Genomic DNA, 23,793 nt, shown 5'->3' with positions numbered 1-23,793 from the left:
TTTACAGACCAGGCCAAGTTGTTGATTCTTTGACTCAATTCTTGGCTTCTTTTTATGGAGTTTCATAAATTATCATTGATTTCTAATTGGTATTCTCAGGATAAACGCTATATACTACTAACTAAATTTTAAAGATATAAGGAGTTTAAAAGATGCGCGATTTAACAAAAGGAAGCCCCGCTAAACTGATTTTGATGTTCACTGTTCCTTTACTGATCGGAAATGTTTTTCAGCAGTTCTACAATATGATCGATATGATCATCGTGGGTCAGACGCTAGGTAAAAATGCGCTGGCAGCGGTTGGTGCAACTGGAAGCCTGACATTTTTGATCATTGGCTTTGCCCAAGGTTTAACAGCTGGTTTAGCCATTATTACCGCACAACGTTACGGTGCAAAAGATTATCGGGGTCTGAAGAAAAGTTTTGCTGCTAGTGTTGTCATTAGTCTTGTCGTCACTGTGATTTTAACTGTCCTAAGTCTCCTGTTTATTCGTCCGATGCTTCAATTGATGCAAACTCCTCCTGAAATACTTGATCAAGCACAAACATTTATTTCAATTATTTTATTAGGGATCTTTGCATCAGTCAGTTTCAATTTGCTTTCTAATGTCATTCGCGCACTTGGTGACAGCCGCACACCACTATTCTTTCTGATCATTGCGGTCATCATCAACGTCGTACTTGATTTGATCTTTATTATCTATTTTGGCATGGGTGTGGAAGGTGCAGCTATTGCTACAGTAATCGCACAAGTTTCTTCCAGCGTACTGTGTCTAGTGTATATCAAGAAAAAAATGCCTTTGTTACAGTTACGCAAAAAAGATTTCAAATTTGAAAAAGAAGAGTTTGCTGTACACCTAAATGCTGCTTTGCCAATGGCGTTTCAATCTTCGATCATCGCTGTTGGTGCTATCGTGTTACAAGCAGCACTAAATAGTCTAGGGACAGATGTCGTAGCTGCTCAAGCCGCTGCTGGTCGTATCGACCAATTTGCAAATCAGCCGATGATGTCATTTGGTATTGCAATGGCAACTTTCACTGCACAAAACTATGGTGCGAAAGAATATGGCCGAATCTTGCAAGGGGTACGTCAAACTTTACTGATGAGTGTCGGATTTAGTCTCTTAGCAGGTGCTATCGTCATTTTCTTCGGTCATTTCTTTGTTCAATTGTTTGTTAGCCCATCAGAAACACGTGTATTTGAATTAGCACAAACCTACTTCAATATCAATGGGTCTCTTTACTGGATCTTAGCAGTCCTGTTCATTTTACGCTACACACTTCAAGGGCTTGGACAAAGCAAGATCCCTACGATCGCCGGTATGATGGAATTGCTTATGCGTTCTTTTGCAGCTATCGTTCTTACAGGAATGTGGGGATACCCAGGAGCAGCAGCAGCTTCTCCTTTAGCTTGGATCGGTTCTGTTGCCGTGTTGCTTTACTCTTATATGCGTTCGATGAAACAATTGAAACACATGGGTGAAGAGGAACATTTCACATTAGAACATGCAGAAGCAAGATAGCCTTGATTAAAAGAAATCGTTGCGGCTAAAAATGAAAACTTTTATTGAAAATATCTTCTTCGTTTACCGAAAACAGGTTTTTTAGATAACAAAAAGGCTGTGACAAAAAATGTCACAGCCTTTTTTCTTTTATTCTGTTTTTCTTTCCGTGGACTCTACTTTGAAATAATCGATATGTGCATGCTGGTATTCTAATACCGTGAAACGGAATGATGCAATCTCAATGATTGTTCCTGCTTTTATTTCTTTATATCGGCTAGAAGCAAAGCCCGCAAGTGTAGTAAAATTCGTTTCTTCAAACTCTGGAATCTCTACATGAAAATAACGCTGGAAATCATCTAATGTTAGTTTGCCGGAGATGATATAAGAGCCATCTGACTGTTCCGCTATCAATGCTTCGTCCAAATCTGTCTCATCTCGGATTTCCCCGACGATTTCTTCTAAAATATCTTCAATCGTCACTAAGCCGCTTGTCCCTCCGTATTCATCTTTTAAGATAGCAATATGCTTTCCCTTTTTTCGCATGATCGTCAATAATTTTTTTATAGGGATCGTTTCAGTTGTTACGATCGGCTCTTCAATCAACTGTTCTACTGTCAGCTGGTCATCTTTATAAGATTGCTTGATCAAATCTGGCAAGGTGACATAACCTAAAACATTGTCTTTTGATTCTAAGATAACCGGATAGCGAGTATGTCCTTGTTCAATCGAAGCTTTTATCGCTTCTTTGACGGTTTCTGAAGCTTCGAATACTTGCATGGACGTACGGTCTACTTGTATATCTTTTGCCAAGGTATCATCAAATTCAAACACGTTTTCCAAATAATGATATTCTTCTTTGGTCAACTCTCCTTTTTCATAAGAATTCAATGCGACTAATGTCAGCTCTTCTTGAGACAATGTCTCTTCTCCTTCAGATACGAGACGCACACCTAATAGCTTCCCTAGCCCTGCAGCTGAATGATTCAATACCCAAATAAAAGGAAACATTACTTTATAAAAATAATGAAGTGGTTTAACTACGAACAAGACGACCTTCTCCGTATTGACGATACTATAGCTCTTAGGAAGCAGTTCGCCAATAACCACATCGATATACGTAACTAAAATAAATCCCAGCGCCACAGAGATTGTACTGCTAATAGCCGAACTAAAAGGTAGTTTACCGATCACTGGTTCTAGTAAAGCCGCGACAGATCCTTCACCGACCCACCCGATGATCAAACCGGTTAGCGTAATTCCTAATTGACTAGCTGATAAATAGTTATCTAAATGGTGTGTAACATGAAGAGCTAGCTTGGCGTTCTTTACATTTTCCTTTTCTAGTTGTTCCAATCTTGATCGTCTGATTTTCACTAAAGCAAATTCACTTGCTACAAAAAATGAAGTAATTGCAATCATCAAAAATAAAATAATGAAATTGATAACCATATTCTCCCGCCTTTCTCTTTTTCTATTGTACCCTTTTTCTACAAAAAGATTGAAAATAATGCGTATTCATATTTAGGAATAAAAAAGGAGATGCGGCATTTTTCAGCCACATCTCCTTATCACTTCAAAATCATTGCGTTACTTGTTGCTAAACAGCTTTTTCATGACCTCTGATAAAAACGGTATTCAAAAGCTTGCATCTGCGGCATTAAGCCCAAACAGATGAAAAACATGAGAAGCTGTTTTTATCTGCTCGTTCTTACTGCTTGTTGCAGTACAGCTTTTTCATGACCTCTGATAAACGGTGTTCAAGTAGCTGACATTCGACATTAGTTCAGGTCAAAGCGCTACTTTCACAACCGCTCTTTCAACCATGTTTTCCGAGTATTTCCAATGATAAGCGGAACAGTTTCATGTTTTACTTCGCTGTACTCTAGCCCAAACCATGTTTCTGGCGAGGTAGCGATTTTTTTGATTGCCAGTTTTGCCTGCATGATTTGACGTTGCCATTTTCCTAGAGTTGTCACATTGGAAACTACTTCATCAATCAGGACAAATTGGAAATCGCCAACTTCTCGCCCTGGTGTCAGAGAGTATCTTTGTGGCTGTTTTGGCAAACGGCCTTGTTTCATCAAATCATGGATGACTTGGCGAACATATACGTTGATTTCCTGTTGGACCCTGAAACCTAAGAACAGATTCACTTGGACAATAAAATCAGTGTCCATCATATCTACTTGATATTCTTTCGTATATGGCTCATCCGTCACTTCCACATGAACAAACCAATAGACTCGTGCTCTTTTAGGCCGTTTATCTAAAATCGAATAGATGAACTGTCGGCCAACTTTATCTTCAGCCATATCAGGAACCAAGAAGACCACATTTGTCTGATAGATTGGTAAAGAAGTATCATCACGTAATTCTCTAAGCTGCGGGATATAATCTCTCAAAGACACATCCTCGGTTGACGATTCGCGAATAATGTTCCCTTGTTCCCAAATAAACATCACGACTAAGATGATCAAACCAATCAGAACGGCTACAAAACCGCCTCGGAAGAATTTGACAACACTTGAGATAAAGAAAACGACTTCTATCGCACCGAAGAAAAAGGTAACTAAATATGCAAGCCAACGAGAATGCCCATTTTGGATAAGATAAAAGTAAAGCAGTGCTGTTGTCATCAACATCGTCACAGTGATCGATAGACCGTAAGCAGCTTCCATATGATGAGACGTTCGGAATGTGACAACCACTAGAGAACAGGCGATCCATAAAATCAGATTGACTGCTGGGATATACATTTGCCCGATACTGTTCCCAGGATACATGATCTTTAACCGAGGCAGCAGTTTCAACTTGATTGCTTCTGAAACTAGCGTAAACGAACCTGTAATCAATGCTTGCGAAGCAATGACTGCAGCGACTGTTGCAAAAGCAACGCCGATCACGATCCAACTTTGAGGCATCATTTGGAAGAATGGATTCAGGTTCTTGATTTGCTGTGCTTCAGGGTTTTGATAAACATTCAACAACCACGCAGCCTGCCCAAAATAATTGATAACCAAACAAATTTTGACGTAAGGCCAGCTCAGACGAATATTTCGTTTGCCGACATGTCCAAGATCGGAATAAAGCGCCTCTGCACCTGTCGTAGCCAGGAAAATATTTCCAAGAATGAACAAGCCTAATTTGTTATCTGCACTAAAAAGCAGCTGGATAGCATAATAAGGATTCAGTGCACGGATAACTGTCCAGTCTTGACTGAAGTTCATTAATCCCATTACGCCTAAAAAAGTAAACCAAGCGAACATGATTGGTCCGAATGCTTTTCCGACAATATCTGTACCAAAGCGTTGGACCATGAATAAAACAAAAATAATAACTAAAGTGATAATGACGATCACGTTCTGGTTATTACCGAACCGGTCAAAAAACTGCGGAATTCCTCGCAAGCCTTCAATCGCAGTCGTTACCGTCACAGCAGGGGTCAATACCCCATCTGCTAGTAAGGCAGCTCCTCCGATCATTGCAGGAATGATCAAATATTTCCCACCTTTTCGGACAAGTGTGTAGAGTGAGAAAATTCCACCTTCACCATGGTTATCTGCATTCAATGCAATCACGACATATTTGATTGTTGTCAGTAGAGTCAATGTCCAAAAAATCAATGAGACTGATCCGATAACAAAATCAGGATTGATTCCTGACAATCCGCCATTATCTTCAACAATCGATTTCATAACGTAAAGCGGACTTGTCCCGATGTCTCCGTAGACGACTCCCATCGCTACAAGCAGGCCAGCCATTGATATCTTTTTGGTATTGTGCGTTGTTGCCACGTTTTTCCCTCATTTCTTGTTATATGGATATCCTTTAGGTAAGCTTGAATGATAGATGATATTCTTATCCATGACACCCGCTTTCCTAAATTGCTTCTAATTATCCAAGTAACACACTGAAGTGTCAACTTATTTGAATAAAATTATTCTTTCTTTGGACGTTCTCTGATACGTCTTGCCACAAATGAATAAAGAGCAAGGCAAAAAATTGCACCCAATAATGCTGGTATCAAATAAAAACCGCCGAGTTCCGGTCCCAGTGGTCCTAGTAAAAATTCGCCGAGCCAACTACCTAAAAAACCGATAATGATATTTCCAGATACGCCTCCCGGGACTTCCTTTCCTAAAATTGCGCCAGCTATCAAACCTAATATACCGCCGATAAATAACGACCATAAAAAATTCAGCATCTCCTTTCCCTCCTTTATCCATATTTCTCACTTTTATTTTACGCTTTATTCAGAAGGACTCCAAAAATATGCGCCAAGAAACTCCAGAAAAAAAGAAGTTGTAACAAAAGTGTTCAGCTTATTTCCGTAGAAGCTGCTTCTGGAACACCGTGAATCAGAGGTTGTGAAATCAGCGGTTTGACCTGAGTATTAGAGAAACAAACGGAAAAATAGTTCCTCATATTTTGCCGTTTTTTGAGCTAATATCGAGGGACAGCTGATTGAACATCGTTTATTGGAGAGGTTGTAAAAAAGCTGTTCTGCATCAAGTAATAAGAACAGCCAAGTAAAAACAGCTCCTAATGTTTTTAACTTGGCTGGACTTATTACCGCAGATGCAAGCTTTTGAACACCGTTTATTCGAAAAAAAAGGACTGTGACACGGCTTTTGTCACAGTCCCCTTTTTTCGAATAATTATTGTCCCCCTGTCACCTTCACGATCACAAGTACATTATTCCTATGAATTAAATTATTTTTCTTCATTTTTCGTTGAACCATCTTCGTTCAACATTGCTTTTCTTGACAGATTTACGCGTCCTTGTTTATCGATTTCAGTTACTTTCACAAGGATCTCATCACCTAGTTTAACAACATCTTCGACTTTATTGACACGATCGTTTGCTAATTGGGAAATATGGACAAGTCCATCTTTTCCTTTGATCAAGTTGACGAATGCACCGAATTTTTCGATACGGACAACTTTCCCTAGATAAACTTCACCAACTTTGACTTCTTTGGTCAAATCTTCGATGATCTTGATAGCTTTTTTGATCATTTCTGCATCAGCTGAAGCAATACTTACTTTTCCATCTTGATCGATATCGATTTTCACACCAGTTTCATCGATGATTCCGTTGATCGTATCGCCGCCTTTACCGATAACATCTTTGATTTTAGCAGGTTCGATCTGGATCATTTCGATTTTTGGTGCATATTGGCTTAATTCTTCACGTGGAGCAGCAATCGTTGAAGTCAATTCTTCTAAGATTTCCATACGTGCTTGTTTTGCTTGAGTTAATGCTTCAGTTAGGATTTGTTCTGTGATTCCTTGAATCTTGATATCCATCTGTAAAGCAGTGATACCATCTTTTGTACCGGCAACTTTAAAGTCCATATCGCCAAGATGATCTTCCAGCCCTTGGATATCAGTTAGGATCGTATAGTTTTCACCATCAGAAACAAGTCCCATCGCAATACCGGCGACTGGCGCTTTGATTGGTACACCTGCATCCATCAATGCTAATGTGCCAGCACAGATACTTGCTTGGGAAGAAGAACCATTTGATTCCAATACTTCTGCTACTAAACGGATCGTATAAGGAAATTCTTCTTCTGAAGGGATTACTTGTGCTAACGCACGTTCACCTAATGCGCCATGTCCGATTTCCCGACGCCCTGGAGAGCCTGCACGTCCTGTAGAACCAACAGAAAATTGAGGGAAATTGTAGTGGTGGATGAATCGTTTGCTGACTTCCACCCCTAAACCATCAATGATTTGGTGCTCTCCTAGAGGTGCGAGTGTACAAGCTGATAAAGCTTGTGTTTGTCCTCGTGTGAACAAACCTGATCCATGTACACGTGGCAATAAGCTGACCTCTGATGACAATGGACGGATTTCATCCAATTTACGCCCGTCAGGACGGATCTTATCGATGGTGATCAATTCACGTACGACATCTTTTTCAAGATCTTCTGTGATTTGTTTAACTTCTTTCAACAAGTGATCTTCATCTTCATGACCTGCAAATTTCTCAGCATAAGCTTCGCGGATATCGATCTTCACCTGCTCGATATTATCTTCGCGAGCAAGTTTTTCTTCAGTCATTACTGCTGCTTTCATTGTAGCGTAAGAAGCATCAAAGATTTCTTTTTTCAATACTTCATCAACTTGCAGTAAAGTCACTTCCATTTTTTCTTTCCCTACTGCTTGAACGATTTCTTCTTGGAAAGCAACTAACTCTTTGATAGCGTCAAAACCAAACAGCAATGCACCAAGCATGTCTTCTTCTGAAACTTCTTTCGCGCCGCTTTCAACCATATTGATGGCTTGTTTCGTTCCGGCAACAGTCAATTCGATATCTGTTTGTTCTGCTTGTTCTACTGTTGGATTCAAGACGTACTCGCCATTTACACGACCAACTTCTACGCCTGCGATTGGGCCGTCAAATGGGATATCTGAGATTGATAGTGCTAAAGAAGAACCTAGCATTGCTGCCATAGCTGGCGAGCAGTCTGTTTCTACACTCATCACGATGTTCGTTACTTGGACTTCATTACGGAAGCCTTCTGCAAACATCGGGCGAATTGGACGGTCGATCAAACGGGCAGTCAATGTTGCTTCCGTACTTGGACGGCCTTCTCGTTTGATGAAACCTCCAGGGATTTTCCCTGCTGCATACATTTTTTCTTCATAATTGATCGTTAATGGGAAAAAGTCTGTATCTTTTGCTTCTTTAGAGGCCACAGCTGCACTTAAGACTACTGTATCTCCATAACGGACTAAAACGGCTCCGTTTGCTTGTTTTGCTAGCTGACCGACTTCGATTTGTAAGGGACGGCCGCCCCATGTCGTTTTGAATACTTGTTTTTCTGACATAACTTCTCCTTTTCCTTCTCGTGAAAGCAAGACGCTACTAAACAAATGAAAACTGCCGAAAGCCGTCTTTTGAGCAGCTTTCATTTGGTTAGTAGGAGTCCATCTAGCTTGATCACGGAATTTTACTTAATTGATATACGAGTAAAAAAAGTGAGATTCATGTGAATCCCACTCTTTTTGACTAAAATTAACGACGCAAGCCTAAACGTTTGATCAATTCGCGGTAACGTTGAACGTCAGTTTTACGTAAGTAAGCTAACAAGTTACGGCGGTGACCAACTTTTTTCATTAGGCCGCGGTATGAATGATGGTCTTTTTTGTGCACGCGTGCATGTTCATTCAAGTGGTTGATTTCTTCAGTTAATACAGCGATTTGTACTTCTGGAGAACCAGTATCCCCTTCATGGCGAGCGTATTCGTTGATGATTTCATTCTTGCGTTCTTTTGAAATTGCCATTTCTTTCACCTCTTTCGATTATTCCCCTGCGACTGAGTAAAACGTTGGTGATTCGCTTAACCAAGTGGCAGGTCATGTGCCTAGAGCACACAGCTATACTTTACCTGAAACCGGGTTGAAAATCAAGTAGTTAATCATTAAGAAAAGGTAGTTTTCAAACAATCTTACTACTACTTTTCCATTTTTGTGGTAAACTATAATGCGAAAATAGACTTGAAACACAGTCTTTTAAGAAAGGGGTACATATTCCATGATTACAATGGATGATATCATTCGTGAAGGAAATCCGACCTTACGCGAAGTTGCAAAAGAAGTTTCTCTTCCATTAAGCGAAGAAGATATCTCTTTAGGAAAAGAGATGCTTGAGTTCTTAAAAAACAGCCAAGATCCAATCAAAGCTGAAGAACTACACTTACGAGGCGGTGTTGGCTTAGCTGCTCCTCAATTAGATATTTCTAAAAGAATCATTGCTGTTCACGTACCAAGTCCTGACCCAGAGGCAGATGGACCTTCTCTAAGTACTGTTATGTATAATCCTAAAATTTTGAGCCATTCTGTTCAAGATGCTTGTTTAGGGGAAGGTGAAGGCTGTTTATCTGTTGATCGAGAAGTACCAGGATATGTTGTTCGCCATGCCAAAATCACTGTGTCTTATTATGATATGAATGGTGAAAAACACAAGATTCGTTTGAAGAATTATGAATCGATCGTCGTTCAACATGAAATCGACCATATCAACGGTGTGATGTTCTATGACCACATCAACGATCAAAATCCATTTGCACTAAAAGAAGGCGTATTGGTGATCGAGTAGAGAATTGGCAGGTTCCTTCTATACTATGCTACAAGAAAGCTTTATAAAAAAGGGGAGTGCTCAAAAGCTGCACTTCCCTTTTTTATGTTTCTCCACTAATCGAAATTTAGATAGACATCTAGAAATCGCAATTCCAAAAAATTCTGTGTATTGGATACGCATCTTTTCTTATTTTTTCTTATTTCTTCCATATGGGTGTTTATCTCAGAGATGATAGAATAGTTTCTAGGATAAAAAGTAGCAGCTACGATGTTATCCTTCGTAGAGGATTCCTGCTTCAGCTAGTTTTTGTTTGATGTTTTTCAGCATATGCTTTTCTGGGTAGCGGATCGTATGCAGATGGATGCCGCCTGTTAATTCGGATAACAAAGTAGCATTACTTTTTTGATAACGTCTCATAAAGGAATCGATATCTTGTGGCGTTTTGATGTGCAAAGTTCCTGCTAACTCACCGTAAAGGGGATGTTCCACAATTACATCAATGATTTCACCACCATTTTCAACGATTAGTCTCAGTTCTTCTTCTGTTTGATCTTTTCCATGCTGGACAGCGATTTTACTGATGTGCCCAGTATTGGTTTCTTCTGTTTCGAGGATATAACCTCTTGCTGTTGCCACGATACTTTTACCTGCAGCTCGTAGTAAAGCAATATCGCCTACAATGATCTGACGGCTGACTCCAAAAGTTTTCGCAAACTTGCTAGCACTCACTGGTTTTTCTGTATTTGCCAAGGTTTGCATGATTTGTTTTCGCCGTGTCTCTCCTTCGATCACACTTATTCCTCCTTCATTTTGTTTTGGTATTCGCGCGAGTGTTTCATCAAATCAACATACGTATCTGTTATTGTTTCCTTATATCCCTTATTTTTCAGCAGACTAACAACTTTATCCAATACTTGCTGCTCTCTTTTTGCATCATAAACTGCTTGGTTTTCTTCTTTTTTCACTTGTCCTATTTTAGTTACCGTATCCATTCTTTTTTCTAATAAAGCAACCAACTCTCGATCGATCATATCGATCTTATGACGTAATGTTTCAAGAGACTCTTCTGTTAGTTCTTCCTCTACTGTCTTGATGATACGAGCAGGATTTCCTGCAATCACTACATTGTCGGGAAAAGATTTGGTCACAACCGAACCTGCGCCGACTACTACGTTGTCCCCTAGAGTGACACCCGGCGTGACGATAACTCCTCCGCCTAACCAAACATTATTACCGATTTTAATGGGTTTTGCGTACTCCAGACCGCTGTTACGTTTCACTGGATGTAGTGGATGCGTCGCCGTGTAAAGCTGGACATTCGGAGCGAACATGCAGTTATCACCGATTTCAATCGTGCTGACATCTAAAAATGTACAATTGAAATTTGCATAAAAATTCTCCCCAACAAATATATTATATCCGTAATCAAAATTGATAACTGGCTCCATATAGATTTTTTTCCCTGTACGGCCAAAAGTCTCTTTCAACAATTGGGATCGCAGTTCCGCTGATTCTGCTTGGTTGATGATTTGGCTTTGACTTCTTGCAAACATACGGTCGGCAACCAGCTCAGGATCATTGGCAAAATAAAGCTCGCCTGCAATCATTTTTTCTTTTTCGGTTTTGAATTCAGTCATAATCTGCTCCTAATTCTTGTATTTTTTTGAAAACAACCGCTCCGTCTTCTTGAATAAACGTATAAGGCTCCGCTAAATAAACAGGCGTTTGATTGATTACTAAGATTTTGGCTGACGGCTGGCGAAACTGTACCAGATCACAAAACGGATGAACTTGAAAACTCGTTCCAACAATGACGATCAGCTCTGCTTGGCTGACGGCATAAGCCGCCTGCTCCATGACTCCATCTTGAAACCCTTCACCATATAACACGATGTCTGGGCGTATTTGTCCTCCGCATGCTTGATGTTTGTCGCTGTGAAGATATTCTTTCCAGTCTACCGTTTGTTGACATTTTCGACAATGACATTGATACAAACTTCCATGAAAATTGACGAGTTGCGGGCTTTTAGCCTTTGCGTGCAAACCGTCGATGTTTTGGGAAACAACCCAAACATTTTTTTCTTTCGCTAGATGTGCCATTTCCAAATGAATGATATTGGGTTTTGCTTCAGGATGATAAATCTTTTTGACAAATTGATAGAATTTATCCGGTTCATTCACCATTGCTTGATGACTCAGCAAGTATTCCGGCTGCTCCATCCCGTGGTAGATTCCTGACAAAGATCGATAGTCTGGCACTCCAGAAGGTGTGGATACCCCTGCACCGGTCAAAAATGTAATTTGCTGATAAGCTAATATCTCTTTTGCTGCTTCGTCTACTGTTAATTGTTTCATGTTTTGTCACCTCACTTTCCATTATAGCCCATACTCGAACAAATTTATTGTTGAAAAGTCAGAAAAATGGGAATAAAAAAGTGTTATGGGCATTTGAACAATTTATCACAATGTTCACTGACAAAAGAATGAAAACGTGTTACAATACTGCTGTATAAAAGTGAGGTGAATCGATATGTTACCATTCTTTATTTATTGGGGCGTTATTCTGGCTTGTATCGCCTGGTTAGCGTTAAGCGTTTATTTCTCTGTTTTTTATCTTGTACGCAAAGAAAATGGAAATCTTTGGGCTTTTGCTTTATTCAACGTGATTGCCGCAATTGTTTTAGCCATTACATTAGCCGTATATCGAACATGGGGCTGGGGAATCACCCAATACTCAAGTTTGATTTATCTAATATTAGCCATTTATGGCGTCGTTGTTCTTTTGCAAGCGATCCTAGGACGTGAGCCAAAGAAAGCGGCAGCTTAAATGATCGAGATGGAACTGGACACAGGAAATTTTCTGTTCTAGTTCTTTTTTTATTGTATTACATACATTTTTGTGTATAATTATACTATCGTTTGCAATGAATAGATGATTCACATTTTGATTGTTTTTTCGGTAAAAGTAAAGATTTCTATATTTATCAGTATTTTTTCAAAAAACAGCAGTTATAGATTGACAAAGCCTCTCGAGTATCGTAAACTTTTTTTGTATAAATAACTGAATACGAGATGCCTCAATCAATGAGGTAGAGGTCGCGAGAATCATTAACCCTGTGGAGTGAAGCAAACATGGAGAAGCAGGAATAGGGAGGATCGCCGAAATGTGCACTTTTTTGCTTGGAGTGTATGTTGGGACGCAAGTTAAGAGCTTGCGGACTGTCTTAGCAGTGATGCTAAGTTGCGCTATGTTTTGTGAGAGGTTTATCACCTTATGGAATTTTAGCGGCCTTTTTATATCTATAAATCGGTCGCTTTTTATTTTTTCAGATAAAGCTTTACCGCATTTCATCTAGACCGCTCGTGTATCATATAATCAGAAAGGGAGAAAAAAATGAAAAAAAATATGGTTTCAGTTGCCGTACTATTTGCTTTTGTCTTCTCACTATTCAGTGTGGGATCTCTGGCAAATGCAGATGAAAAAACACCGAGCGATGAGTTTCGCGTAGGTATGGAGGCTGGGTATGCACCCTTCAACTGGTCTCAACAAACAGATGAGAATGATGCCTTGCCAATTCAAGGCCAAAATAGTTACGCCGGCGGTTATGATGTTCAAATCGCTAAAAAAGTAGCAGATGGTTTAGGGAAAAAATTAGTCATCGTCCAAACGAAATGGGATGGTCTGGCTCCTGCCCTTCAATCAGGCAAGATCGACGCGATCATCGCCGGAATGAGCCCTACTGCTGAACGACGAAAAGAAATTGATTTTACCGATCCTTATTACGAATCACAATTAGTAGTAGTAGTTCAAAAAGATAGCAAATATGCAAAAGCAAAAAGTTTAGCAGATCTTTCTGGAGCAAAGATTACTGCTCAGTTAAATACATTCCACTATACTGTGATCGATCAGATACCAGATGTGCAGAAACAACAAGCAATGGATAATTTCTCAGCAATGAGAACAGCTTTAGCTTCTGGAATGATCGATGGTTATGTCAGCGAACGTCCGGAAGGTGTAACGGCAACTAGTGTGAACAAAGACTTGGAAATGCTTGAATTCAGCGGTGCAGATGGCTTCCAGACAAACCCGGAAGATGTTCAGATTTCTGTTGGTATGCGTAAAGGCGACCCGGATATCCAAAAAGTAAACCAGATTCTTTCTGGCATCTCTAACGATGAACGAACCAAAATTATGGACCAAGCAGTCAAAGATCAGCCTGCTGCAACTGATAGTGAAGAAAAACCTGGCATCATTTCTGATTTCACTACGATTTGGAAACAATACGGCAATATGTTCTTACGAGGTGCTGGACTTACCTTGTTCATCGCATTGATCGGGACAGTTGTCGGTACTACACTTGGATTACTGATTGGTGTCTTCCGTTCGGTACCTGAATCAGGAAATGCACTGACTCGCTTCTTCCAAAAAATCGGAAATGCACTTCTTTCTATCTATGTCGAAGTATTCCGCGGAACACCGATGATGGTACAAGCAATGGTCATCTTCTACGGTCTGGCACTCGCTTTTGGCATTTCATTGAACCGAACGATTGCCGCTTTGTTTATTGTCTCTCTCAATACTGGAGCTTACATGACAGAGATCGTTCGTGGGGGGATTTTTGCAGTAGATGAAGGGCAGTTCGAAGCTGCGCAAGCCATTGGTATGACCCATGGCCAAACGATGAGAAAAGTTGTTATTCCACAAGTTTTACGGAATATCTTGCCAGCAACAGGAAATGAGTTTGTTATCAATATCAAAGATACAGCAGTTTTAAGTGTAATCGGCGTAGCTGATTTGTTCTTCCAAGGAAACTCTGCTTCCGGTGCGAATTTCCAATTCTTCCAAACATTTACGATCGTCGGGATCATCTACTTAGTCATGACCTTTACGATCACCAGAATCCTGCGGGCGGTAGAAAAGAAAATCGATGGTCCTTCAGCTTATACCAAGCTTGAAGAAATCGACAATTCAAATTTGCAGGAATAAGGAGGAAGAATCATGAATGAAAAAATTATTGAAATCAAACATCTAAGAAAAAGCTTCGGTGAAAATGAAGTATTGAAAGATATCAGCGTAACAGTCAATAAAGGTGAAGTTGTGACGATCATCGGTTCTTCCGGTTCTGGTAAATCTACTTTCTTGCGCTGTATCAATTTACTGGAAAAACCAACAGGCGGCGAGATCATTTATAATGGAGAAAATGTATTAGCTCCTAAATATAATTTACCTAAATATCGAACGAATCTAGGTATGGTTTTCCAATCCTTCAACCTGTTCAACAATATGAATGTCTTGGAAAACTGTATGTCTGGTCAAACAACTGTCCTGAAACGAGATAAAGAAACTGCCAAAAAAGTAGCAATCGAAAATCTGGAAAAAGTTGGTATGGATCGTTATATCGAAGCCAAACCAGCACAATTATCTGGTGGACAGAAACAGCGTGTCGCAATTGCTCGGGCATTATCAATGAATCCAGATGTATTGCTATTCGACGAACCTACTTCGGCGTTAGACCCTGAAATGGTTGGCGAAGTGCTTAATACGATCAAAGACTTAGCACATACTGGCTTGACAATGCTTATCGTGACGCATGAGATGGAATTTGCAAAAGATGTATCTGACCGTGTCATTTTTATGGATAAAGGTGTGATTGCAGAAGAAGGTACACCAGAAGATATCTTTGTCCATCCGAAAGAAGAACGTACAAAAGAATTCCTTTCACGTATTTTAAATGCTTAGGATCAATAGCTGATTGGGACAAAGAGCTGCGGTGTTTACCGCAGTTCTTTTTTATGAATTACTCATAAAAGGTAAATTTCTGAAAATTTTGGAATCTTAGTTGTGTTTTTCAGAAAACTCTTTTAATATGGAAGTAATTAAACTTTTTTAGTTAGGATGATTTAAAAATGAATGAAGAGCAAGAACTGCAGCGTGGACTGAAAAATAGACATGTCCAACTGATTTCTATTGGCGGAGCGATTGGAACGGGGTTGTTTTTAGGTTCCGGAAAGTCTATCCAGCTAGCTGGCCCTTCGATATTGCTCGCCTATCTTATTACTGGATGCATCTGTTTTTTCATTATGCGTGCGTTAGGCGAACTTCTGTTATCAAACACCAATAACCATTCTTTTCTGGATTTTGTTGCAGAATATCTTGGCAAAAAAGCGGCTTTCATCACTGGCTGGACGTATTGGTTCTGCTGGGTATCGATTGCAATGGCCGATTTAACAGCCATCGGAATGTATGTACGCTACTGGGCGCCTGGTGTTCCTCAGTGGCTTCCTGAACTGATTGCATTAGGTCTTCTTCTTTGCTTGAATATGGTGGCTGTCTCATTGTTTGGTGAGTTAGAGTTTTGGTTTGCATTGATCAAAGTTGTAGCGATCATTGCCTTTATCCTCGTAGGAGCTTATATGATCCTCACCCACTATACGACAGATATTGGCACAGCCAGTATCACGAATCTATGGTCTCATGGCGGATTCTTTCCAACTGGTGCAAAAGGATTTATCTTAGCTTTCCAAATGGTAACCTTTGCTTTTGCTGGGATAGAATTAGTTGGATTAGTCGCTGGAGAAACAGAAAATCCTGAAAAAGTGTTGCCGGAAGCTATCAATAATATTCCTATCAGGATCATCTTATTTTACTTAGGATCTCTTTTTGTCATTATGGCAATCTATCCATGGAACAGCTTGAATCCAGATAACAGTCCATTTGTAGAAGTATTTTCGGAAATTGGGATCACGATTGCTGCTTCCTTGATCAATTTAGTCGTATTAAGTGCAGCAGCTTCTGCCTGCAACAGTGCAATATATAGTACAGGACGTATGCTTCGTTCTTTAGCGCAAGAAGGCAGTGCCCCTAAAAAATTCAAAAAGTTAACAACACATCATGTGCCAGGGAATGCTTTGACATTTTCTACTATCGTCATTTTCATTTCTGTTATCTTGAATTACGTGATGCCTAGTGAAGTATTCACACTAGTAAGCAGTATTGCCACTACTTGTTTCTTGTTTATCTGGAGTATGCTTGTCTACACGCACATGAAATATCGTAAAAGTATCCTCGGCAAAAAAGCTCATTCATTTAAAATGCCGTTGTACCCATTTAGTAATTATCTGGTATTTCTTTACATGGCCTTTGTGTGTGTCGTCTTGTTCCTAGGAAAAGATACGAGAATCGCTTTATTACTAACACCTGTGTGGTTCTTGCTTCTATTACTAATCTATCATATGAAATATGAACGTAAGAAGTAAGAAAGTAGTTGTGACAGAAGTGGTCAGCTTCGAGAAATAAGAAGGAATTTACGAAAATTGCTTCTTAAATTTTTGTGAAATTTCGGCTTATTTCTTGGAGTTAAAAGCTTCTGTCCCAGCCTCTTTTCTATTTCCCCGGAAACAACCGCTGATAATAGGCATCTGCTTTTTTATAGGAAAAAATCCAAATACCAGATACAAAAAAACGTCCGAATAACCCGATCAACGGTACAAAAAAGACACCGGCAATCAAGCATAAGTTAATCATCATGGAGATAAGACTTCGACGGTCCTTTGACAAAACTCTCACGACATGGGAATCTGGTTTATTTGCTTTCATGATTTGCCTCATCAAGATACCAAAAGAAAAACTCCACATCGTGTATACTAAGACATAAGCCATCTCAGGCCAAAAAGCTTCAGGGTTACGCCCGACCCAACTAGTAACAGAAGGACATAAAGTCAGCCAAAAGAGCAAAAAGATATTCGACCAGACCACTCGGTAATTAATTCGTTCTGCCATCTGAAATATACGATGATGGTTCACCCAGATCACCGCAACAAATATAAAGCTGATGGTATAAGCTAATAATGTATTTCGGATGACCCATAAAGAATGAAAGCTAGATGTATTAGGGATCTTGATCTCTAATACAAGAACTCTCAAAACAATGGCTACCACTCCATCAGTAAATGCTTCTAATCTCGACTTTGTCACGATGATTCCTCCTCAGATGATTCAGCGCTTTTATTTTATCACTTACGTTATTAAATAACCGTCGTTTTATATAGGAAATTTTCTGAAAATTGTTGCATATTTTTCGAAATTTTGTTACTTTTAAAAAAACCGTAAAGGAGTTATGTATGACAAAAAAATTATCATTTAAAGACTATCTTTTTATAGGCTCCATGCTTTTCGGTCTATTTTTTGGTGCTGGAAATCTTATCTTTCCCGTTCATTTGGGTCAAGAAGCAGGCGCTGCTACCTTTTGGGCGAATCTAGGTTTCTTGGTTACCGGTATCGGTCTTCCCTTCTTAGGGGTGATTGCCATTGGTGTATCGAAAAGCTCAGGTGTATATGAATTAGCAAAACGGATAAATCAAACATATGCGATGGTTTTTACCATCTTGCTTTACTTAGTTATCGGACCGTTTTTTGCTTTACCTCGCCTTGCAACCACATCTTTCGAGATTGGTTTAGCACCATTTATCGATCCTAGCAGACAGACGCTATATCTAGCAATTTTCAGTATTGTATTTTTTGTGCTGGCTTGGTGGTTTTCAAGAAAACCGACAAAGATATTAGATTATGTTGGAAAGTTCCTGAATCCTGCATTTTTGGTTTTATTAGGTGCTTTGCTTCTCCTTGCTTTTTTGAATCCACTAGGTTCTGTAAATCAAGCGCCTATTCAGCCAAATTATCAAGAGCATGCTTTTTTCACAGGGTTTACTCAAGGATATAACACATTAGATGCGCTTGCTGCTTTAGCATTTGGGATCATCATTGTCACAACAATCCAAAACATGGGTGTAACAAAACCTGCTGAAATCGCTAAAGACACGATCAAATCTGGTGCGATCAGCATTATATTGATGGGAATCATTTATACTTTGCTCGCTTATTTAGGTGCTATGAGCTTAGGTAGCTTTGCTCTAAGTGAAAATGGCGGGATCACGCTGGCTCAGATTGCTGATCATTATTTAGGTACTTATGGCAGTATCTTATTAGCATTTATCGTTATATTAGCTTGCTTGAAGACCGGTATTGGTTTGATTACAGCTTTTGCAGAAACATTCACAGATTTGTTTCCGCAAAGAAATTACGCATTCTTTGTTGCACTTGCTAGTATCCTTCCTTGTTTAGCGGCAAACGTAGGCTTGACGAATATCATTCAATTTTCGTTGCCTGTTTTGATGTTCATCTATCCATTAGCAATGACACTGATTTTACTAGTGTTAGTTGGTCCTTTGTTTAAGCAGCGTACGGCTGTTTATCGAATGACTACTTATTTTACATTGATTGCTTCGATTTTTGATGGGTTGAACGCTTGCCCAGAAACTATCAAACAAACACCTATTGTTCAAAATCTTTTATATGTTGCGGAAAGCTACTTGCCGTTTTTCAAATTGGGGATGGGGTGGATCGTACCAGCAGTTATCGGTTTTGTTATCGGACTGATTTGGAGTTTCGCTAAGAAAGAAGAAGTAGCAGATTGATAAAAGAGGTTGTGAAAGAGACGTTCAGCCTTATTGCCGATAGGCTGTCTCTTGAACACTGTTTATTGAGAGGTCGTGAAAAAGCCGCTCAGTTTCGAGTATTAAGAAATATTTTTTGAAAATGGCTTCTCACATTTTTGCATAAATTTGACTTAATACCGAGAAACTGACTTTTGAACACCGTTTATTGAGAGGTCGTGAAAAAGCCGCTTAGTTTCAAGTATTAAGAAATATTTTGTGAAAATGGCTTCTCACATTTTTGCATAAATTTGACTTAATACCGAGAAACTGGCTTTTGAACACCGTTTATTGAGCGTCTATAAACTGACCTGAGTATTAGAGAAACAAAACGGCAAAGTAGCTCCATATACTTTGCCGTTTTGTTTTGAACTAATACCGAAGAGAAGCTGATCAAACAACATTTCTTTTATAATATAGATTTTAGACATATATATGATATAAAAATAGTTTTCGCAAAAAAACTTAACAACTTTCGAAAACTTTCGTCACAAAATATTCACAACTAGTGACTATTATATAAGCATACCAACAAACAACCCTAACAACACTTTTTCATTTTTAACTCCTTATCCTGCTAGCTCCCCGGCTAGCAGGACCTTTTTTTATCAAAAAAACTTGTACCATCCAATCGATTCAACTAATCAACCCAATGCTGTCATGCTGTGATACTCATCCTAAAACGTTCCGTTTTACTGATATCAGCTTAAAGCATTCGGTTATTTTTGATTAGTAATGATTGATGGTACAAGCTCATACGTGCTTTTCTATCTGGTATAAATTATTTTGATAATCGTTCCTGTTCCCCTGCTGGTGAAAGGATTGTTATTTTTTCAATTTGTTCTACAGGAACCATCCGGATCTGCTGCTCTTCGTTTTGTAGGCGGATCATCACTCGGTCTTTTTCGACCGTTTTTGTCGCCACCCAGCCTGAGATCGTTTCATACTTGCTACTCAAACGATTCGCTCTTACTTGTAAGATAACTAGACTATGTTCAGTAGCAGCTTTTTGCAGCTCAAGAATAAACTTTCCTTGCAATCGTACATTCTTAGCATGTTCTTCAGTGTCATTTACAAAAGAATCAAAAAGTTGATACGAAGTATGAGTAACTAACTTCGTAAGCTTCTTCATTGGCGATACTGTCTCTTCGTTCATCGAATGCACTCCTCCTTTAGCTAAGAAAGTGTTACTTAATTAATTTTATTTTACCTAACATTTTACAAAAAAACAAGGAAATGCTCTAACATCGCCTTAAAAAGAAAGCGTCAACTTTACAAATTGTTTGTTATTTTATTTTCGTCAATCCAAATATTCCACCAATGATTCAGGCCTTCTGTGATCAAGTGATATGTCTCATCAAAGTTATTGGTATAGTATGGGTCGGGAACATTTTCTTTTTCTTTTCCAGGAATGCTACTTAAAAACAAATGGATTTTCCCCTGCGCTGAGCGTGGTGCTCTTCGTTTCAGTTCTTCTACATTTTCTTGATCCATGCCAATGATCCAATCAAAAGTTTCAAAATCGTGGGGTGTGATTTGCCGAGCAACCATATTCGTCATATCTACTTTTTCTTGGTTTAATATTTTTTTCGTTCCAGGGTGCGGTGTCTTTCCAACTTCATACGTGCTTGTAGCAGCAGAATCCACAAAAAATTCTGCTTCCCTTCCTTCTATTGCTATTCGTTTTCTCAGCAAGCCTTCTGCCATCGGTGAACGGCAAATATTTCCCAAACAAACAAATAAAATTTTTGTCATTTCCCCATCTCCTTTTAGCGATTATTGCTTTTCCAACAAAAAATTTTTCTATTACTGTTCTTCCAACTCTTCTTTTGCATAAAGACGATAAGAATATAATTCCGTATCCTTGGCTAAACGGAAAAGCTGCATAGCGATTTCCATCGGTGTTTCTTCATATTCATTCGTGATCCAATTGACTAATACACCACTGCAACCGTAAGAAAAAAAACGAGCATAAAATAGTTTGTCTCTTGCAGAAAGTTGTCTTTCTTCATCCATTTGTTCAAAAATCTTGATAAATGATTTTTGGATCAGTTGAGAAAACTCTTTTTGTAAAATTTCTGGGTCAGAAAGCACAGTATTTGCATAAAATTCTTTCTTCTCAGCAATTGCTTTCAGCATTTTCAATGCTTGCTCTTCCCAATTATCAAGTGAAAGACATTGTGGATCTAAATAATGCAATGCATCCTCACAATAGACCCAACGAAGCAAATCGTATTTATCTGTAAAATGATAATAAAATGTTTGTCGATTGATTTTTGCTTCATTTGCGATTTTTTGGACGCTGATTTTTCGAAAAGATTGCGTTTGGCACAAATCAATCAATACGTTTTTGATCAATTGTTTCGTACGTGTTGTATCACTCATTCATTTTCCTCCAATCTAAAAGCAAAAATCATATATGATAGTCGTAACCAAAATGTTCATAGGCATAAGCAGTAGCAATTCGCCCTCTAGGTGTACGCTTTAAAAATCCTTTTTGGATCAGATACGGTTCATACATATCTTCTACCGTCTCACGCTCTTCTCCTATGTTTACTGAAAGCGTACTTAACCCTACTGGTCCGCCGCCATATAACTCGATCATTGTTCGCAACAATTTCTGGTCAACATAATCCAATCCAGCCTGATCGACCTGTAGCAAAGTAAGTGCCTGATCCGCTATAGGACGATCGATTTTCCCGTCTCCTTGGACTTGCGCAAAATCACGAACCCGTTTGAGCAAGCGATTAGCGATTCTAGGCGTTCCTCGTGATCGGCGAGCAATTTCCAATGCCCCTTCTTCAATGATCTCTGTTTGAAAAATATCCGAAGAACGTAAAACGATCTCCTGCAGATCCTGTTCGTCATAATATTCCATATGAGAAATGATGCCAAATCGATCTCGTAAAGGTGCAGAAAGCATACCTGCCCGTGTCGTCGCGCCAATCAAAGTAAAGGGAGGAAGAGGGAAATGAACCGGATGTGCGGTTGGCCCTTGTCCTACCATGATATCTACATAGAAATCTTCCATAGCTGAATAAAGCATCTCTTCTACCACTCTAGGTAATCGATGGATCTCATCGATAAACAGGACATCCCCTGCTTCCAGTTCATTCAAGATTGCTACTAAGTCACCCGGACGTTCGATAGCAGGGCCACTCGTCGTACGAATATTTACGGTCATCTCATTAGCAATGACCATGGCCATCGTCGTTTTTCCTAATCCAGGAGGCCCGTACAACAGAACATGATCTAAAGGTTCTTCCCGATTTCTGGCAGCTTCGATGTAAATCTGAAGTTCTTGTTTGACTTTTCTCTGTCCGATATATTGAGAAAGCAGCTGTGGTCGAAGAGATTTTTCCAAACTCAGTTCATTTTCGCCAGATTCTGGTGATAACAAGTATTCATCTGTCATTTGGTCTCCTCCTTATTTTTTCATCATTAGCTTGAGTGCTTGGCGTAGATACTCATCCGTTGTCTGATTATCTACTTCTTTTAATTGTTTTTCTACACGTTTGATTTCTCGATCACTGTAACCAAGGGCCGAGAGAGCTTCCATTGCTTCAGATAGAGCTGTAGCGTCTTTTGTGTTTGCTTCATCAAATAGACTAAAAGGTGTATCGATACTCAGCTCACCGAATTTTCCTTTTAGATCCAAGATCATTTGTTGTGCTGTCTTTTTCCCTACTCCTGGAAATTTCGTCAAATAAGTGACATCACTGGATTCTACTGCTTGAATCAAACCGGAGTGGTCTTCGCTTGCCATGATTGCAAGGGCACTTTTCGGACCGATTCCTGAAACACTTACTAATCGCAAAAACAGTTGCTTTTCTTCTAGCGAATCAAATCCATACAGAAGATGCGCATCTTCACGTATTACCTGATGGACATAAATTTTTATTTTTTGATTTAGTTTGCTACTGTAGCGGTAAGGATTTCCTAGTGCGATCTGGTAGCCGATACCATTGGTTTCTACTACTATGTAATAGGGGTTGATAAAGGTAACCACACCTGTCAGATATTCATACATATTCTAGTCCTCTTTCTTTTGCACACATACGTTCCCTTTATTGTAGCACATTTCACCTTGTGAAAAAAGGAGTCTGGGGAGCGTTTCTTTCAAATAGCAATCGCTTGAATAAAAAAAGAGCGGACGATCGAGTAAATCCCCGTATTGTACCGCTCTTTGTGTATTTCCATTATTCTACAAGTGATTTGAATTCCCCATAACCTAATTCATCCATCTTTTCATATGGAATGAATTTCAGTGAGGCAGAATTGATGCAGTAACGTAGACCACCTTGATCTACTGGTCCATCGGTAAACACATGTCCGAGATGAGAATCTGCTTCTTTGCTTCGAACTTCTATTCGATGCATGCCATGAGAAAAATCGGCTTTTTCGCGCACTTGTCTTTTCGTTATTGGTTTGCTGAATGATGGCCAGCCACAACCTGCATCATATTTTTCTGCAGAGCTGAATAACGGTTCACCGCTGACGATATCTACATAGATCCCCTTTTCGTAAAAATCATCATATTTCCCGCTAAATGGTCGTTCTGTTGCATTTTCTTGTGTGACTGCATAAGCCATGGGTGATAACTTTTCTTTCAGTTCTTCTTTTTCTGGTCTTATTGGTTTATCCATTAAAAATGCCCCCTTTGTGATCCTATCATAGCGCCAAAGTGGACAGATGCCAACAAT

22 protein-coding genes and 1 riboswitch are annotated in these 23,793 nt (G+C 39.3%); of the genes, 7 read left to right on the top strand and 15 right to left on the bottom strand.

Features of this window, described 5'->3' with window-relative positions; translation table 11 throughout:
• The first annotated feature begins 152 nt into the window (after positions 1-152).
• On the top strand, positions 153-1,523 hold the full coding sequence (locus PYW34_RS00830; RefSeq protein ID WP_002289277.1) for an MATE family efflux transporter: 1,371 nt from the start codon (positions 153-155) through the stop codon (positions 1,521-1,523).
• Between the two features lie 129 nt (positions 1,524-1,652).
• Here the strand turns inward: PYW34_RS00830 and PYW34_RS00825 are convergent, their stop codons facing one another.
• The 5 genes from PYW34_RS00825 to rpsO all read right to left on the bottom strand — a co-directional run bounded on the left by PYW34_RS00825 (position 1,653) and on the right by rpsO (position 8,802).
• Positions 1,653-2,954, bottom strand: a complete 1,302-nt coding sequence (locus PYW34_RS00825) for a hemolysin family protein (protein WP_002294228.1) — start codon at positions 2,952-2,954, stop codon at positions 1,653-1,655.
• Positions 2,955-3,307: 353 nt separating this feature from the next.
• Entirely contained in the window at positions 3,308-5,299 is a 1,992-nt protein-coding gene (locus PYW34_RS00820) for a KUP/HAK/KT family potassium transporter (RefSeq protein WP_002289279.1), read from the bottom strand.
• Positions 5,300-5,442: 143 nt separating this feature from the next.
• Positions 5,443-5,709, bottom strand: coding sequence for a GlsB/YeaQ/YmgE family stress response membrane protein (locus tag PYW34_RS00815; protein WP_002289280.1), 267 nt, complete (start codon positions 5,707-5,709; stop codon positions 5,443-5,445).
• Between the two features lie 509 nt (positions 5,710-6,218).
• Positions 6,219-8,345: a polyribonucleotide nucleotidyltransferase gene (gene pnp / locus PYW34_RS00810; protein WP_002297086.1), complete on the bottom strand. Its 2,127-nt coding sequence runs from the start codon at positions 8,343-8,345 to the stop codon at positions 6,219-6,221.
• A gap of 187 nt (positions 8,346-8,532) precedes the next feature.
• Entirely contained in the window at positions 8,533-8,802 is a 270-nt protein-coding gene (gene rpsO, locus PYW34_RS00805; RefSeq protein WP_002289282.1) for a 30S ribosomal protein S15, read from the bottom strand.
• A 250-nt stretch (positions 8,803-9,052) separates the two neighbouring features.
• Between rpsO and def the strand changes: the two genes are divergently transcribed.
• Positions 9,053-9,616 (top strand): peptide deformylase, encoded by a 564-nt coding sequence (gene def / locus PYW34_RS00800; RefSeq protein ID WP_002289284.1) that lies wholly within the window; start codon positions 9,053-9,055, stop codon positions 9,614-9,616.
• Positions 9,617-9,868: 252 nt separating this feature from the next.
• Here def and PYW34_RS00795 read toward each other — a convergent pair whose 3' ends face one another.
• From PYW34_RS00795 to PYW34_RS00785, 3 genes are read right to left on the bottom strand one after another with little or no spacing between them, the layout of a single operon-like run.
• Positions 9,869-10,390 (bottom strand): transcription repressor NadR, encoded by a 522-nt coding sequence (locus PYW34_RS00795; protein WP_002294232.1) that lies wholly within the window; start codon positions 10,388-10,390, stop codon positions 9,869-9,871.
• 2 nt (positions 10,391-10,392) lie between these two features.
• Positions 10,393-11,235, bottom strand: coding sequence for a chorismate mutase (locus PYW34_RS00790; RefSeq protein ID WP_002294234.1), 843 nt, complete (start codon positions 11,233-11,235; stop codon positions 10,393-10,395).
• Positions 11,228-11,953 (bottom strand): NAD-dependent protein deacylase, encoded by a 726-nt coding sequence (locus tag PYW34_RS00785; RefSeq protein WP_002294236.1) that lies wholly within the window; start codon positions 11,951-11,953, stop codon positions 11,228-11,230. The genes PYW34_RS00790 and PYW34_RS00785 overlap by 8 nt, the downstream gene beginning before the upstream one ends.
• A gap of 175 nt (positions 11,954-12,128) precedes the next feature.
• On the opposite strand from PYW34_RS00785, the gene PYW34_RS00780 reads away from it, so the two are divergent.
• From PYW34_RS00780 to PYW34_RS00765, 4 genes are all read left to right on the top strand, one after another.
• A complete protein-coding gene (locus PYW34_RS00780; protein ID WP_002293448.1) occupies positions 12,129-12,425 on the top strand; it encodes a hypothetical protein in 297 nt (98 codons plus the stop codon).
• A gap of 255 nt (positions 12,426-12,680) precedes the next feature.
• Positions 12,681-12,855, top strand: a riboswitch (Lysine riboswitch).
• Positions 12,856-12,992: 137 nt separating this feature from the next.
• Positions 12,993-14,585 carry an ABC transporter permease subunit gene (locus tag PYW34_RS00775; RefSeq protein ID WP_002294238.1) on the top strand — a complete coding sequence of 531 codons (1,593 nt, stop codon included), beginning with the start codon at positions 12,993-12,995 and terminating at the stop codon, positions 14,583-14,585.
• A gap of 12 nt (positions 14,586-14,597) precedes the next feature.
• Positions 14,598-15,338, top strand: a complete 741-nt coding sequence (locus tag PYW34_RS00770) for an amino acid ABC transporter ATP-binding protein (RefSeq protein ID WP_002294240.1) — start codon at positions 14,598-14,600, stop codon at positions 15,336-15,338.
• 167 nt (positions 15,339-15,505) lie between these two features.
• The gene (locus PYW34_RS00765) at positions 15,506-16,855 is read left to right on the top strand and encodes an amino acid permease (RefSeq protein WP_002294242.1); all 1,350 of its coding nucleotides are present in this window, start codon (positions 15,506-15,508) and stop codon (positions 16,853-16,855) included.
• A 127-nt stretch (positions 16,856-16,982) separates the two neighbouring features.
• Here PYW34_RS00765 and PYW34_RS00760 read toward each other — a convergent pair whose 3' ends face one another.
• Positions 16,983-17,573, bottom strand: a complete 591-nt coding sequence (locus PYW34_RS00760; protein ID WP_002297079.1) for a TMEM175 family protein — start codon at positions 17,571-17,573, stop codon at positions 16,983-16,985.
• Between the two features lie 146 nt (positions 17,574-17,719).
• Here PYW34_RS00760 and brnQ point away from each other — a divergent pair, with 146 nt between their 5' ends.
• A complete protein-coding gene (gene brnQ / locus PYW34_RS00755; RefSeq protein ID WP_002294246.1) occupies positions 17,720-19,072 on the top strand; it encodes a branched-chain amino acid transport system II carrier protein in 1,353 nt (450 codons plus the stop codon).
• A 799-nt stretch (positions 19,073-19,871) separates the two neighbouring features.
• Here the strand turns inward: brnQ and PYW34_RS00750 are convergent.
• The 6 genes from PYW34_RS00750 to msrB form a co-directional block, all read right to left on the bottom strand.
• Positions 19,872-20,246, bottom strand: coding sequence for a hypothetical protein (locus PYW34_RS00750; RefSeq protein WP_002289815.1), 375 nt, complete (start codon positions 20,244-20,246; stop codon positions 19,872-19,874).
• A 116-nt stretch (positions 20,247-20,362) separates the two neighbouring features.
• The gene (locus tag PYW34_RS00745; protein WP_002294249.1) at positions 20,363-20,845 is read right to left on the bottom strand and encodes a low molecular weight protein-tyrosine-phosphatase; all 483 of its coding nucleotides are present in this window, start codon (positions 20,843-20,845) and stop codon (positions 20,363-20,365) included.
• A 51-nt stretch (positions 20,846-20,896) separates the two neighbouring features.
• Positions 20,897-21,475, bottom strand: a complete 579-nt coding sequence (locus PYW34_RS00740) for a TetR/AcrR family transcriptional regulator (RefSeq protein WP_002289813.1) — start codon at positions 21,473-21,475, stop codon at positions 20,897-20,899.
• A gap of 28 nt (positions 21,476-21,503) precedes the next feature.
• Positions 21,504-22,505 (bottom strand): Holliday junction branch migration DNA helicase RuvB, encoded by a 1,002-nt coding sequence (gene ruvB, locus PYW34_RS00735; protein WP_002289812.1) that lies wholly within the window; start codon positions 22,503-22,505, stop codon positions 21,504-21,506.
• 12 nt (positions 22,506-22,517) lie between these two features.
• Entirely contained in the window at positions 22,518-23,120 is a 603-nt protein-coding gene (ruvA, locus tag PYW34_RS00730) for a Holliday junction branch migration protein RuvA (RefSeq protein ID WP_002290528.1), read from the bottom strand.
• Positions 23,121-23,289: 169 nt separating this feature from the next.
• Positions 23,290-23,736 (bottom strand): peptide-methionine (R)-S-oxide reductase MsrB, encoded by a 447-nt coding sequence (gene msrB, locus PYW34_RS00725; protein ID WP_002294252.1) that lies wholly within the window; start codon positions 23,734-23,736, stop codon positions 23,290-23,292.
• Positions 23,737-23,793 lie beyond the last annotated feature (57 nt).

The organism is Enterococcus faecium (assembly GCF_029023785.1).
Lineage (GTDB): Bacteria > Bacillota > Bacilli > Lactobacillales > Enterococcaceae > Enterococcus_B > Enterococcus_B faecium.
Note: the sequence above shows the minus strand (reverse complement) of the source record. Positions and strands in the feature narration are given on the sequence as shown.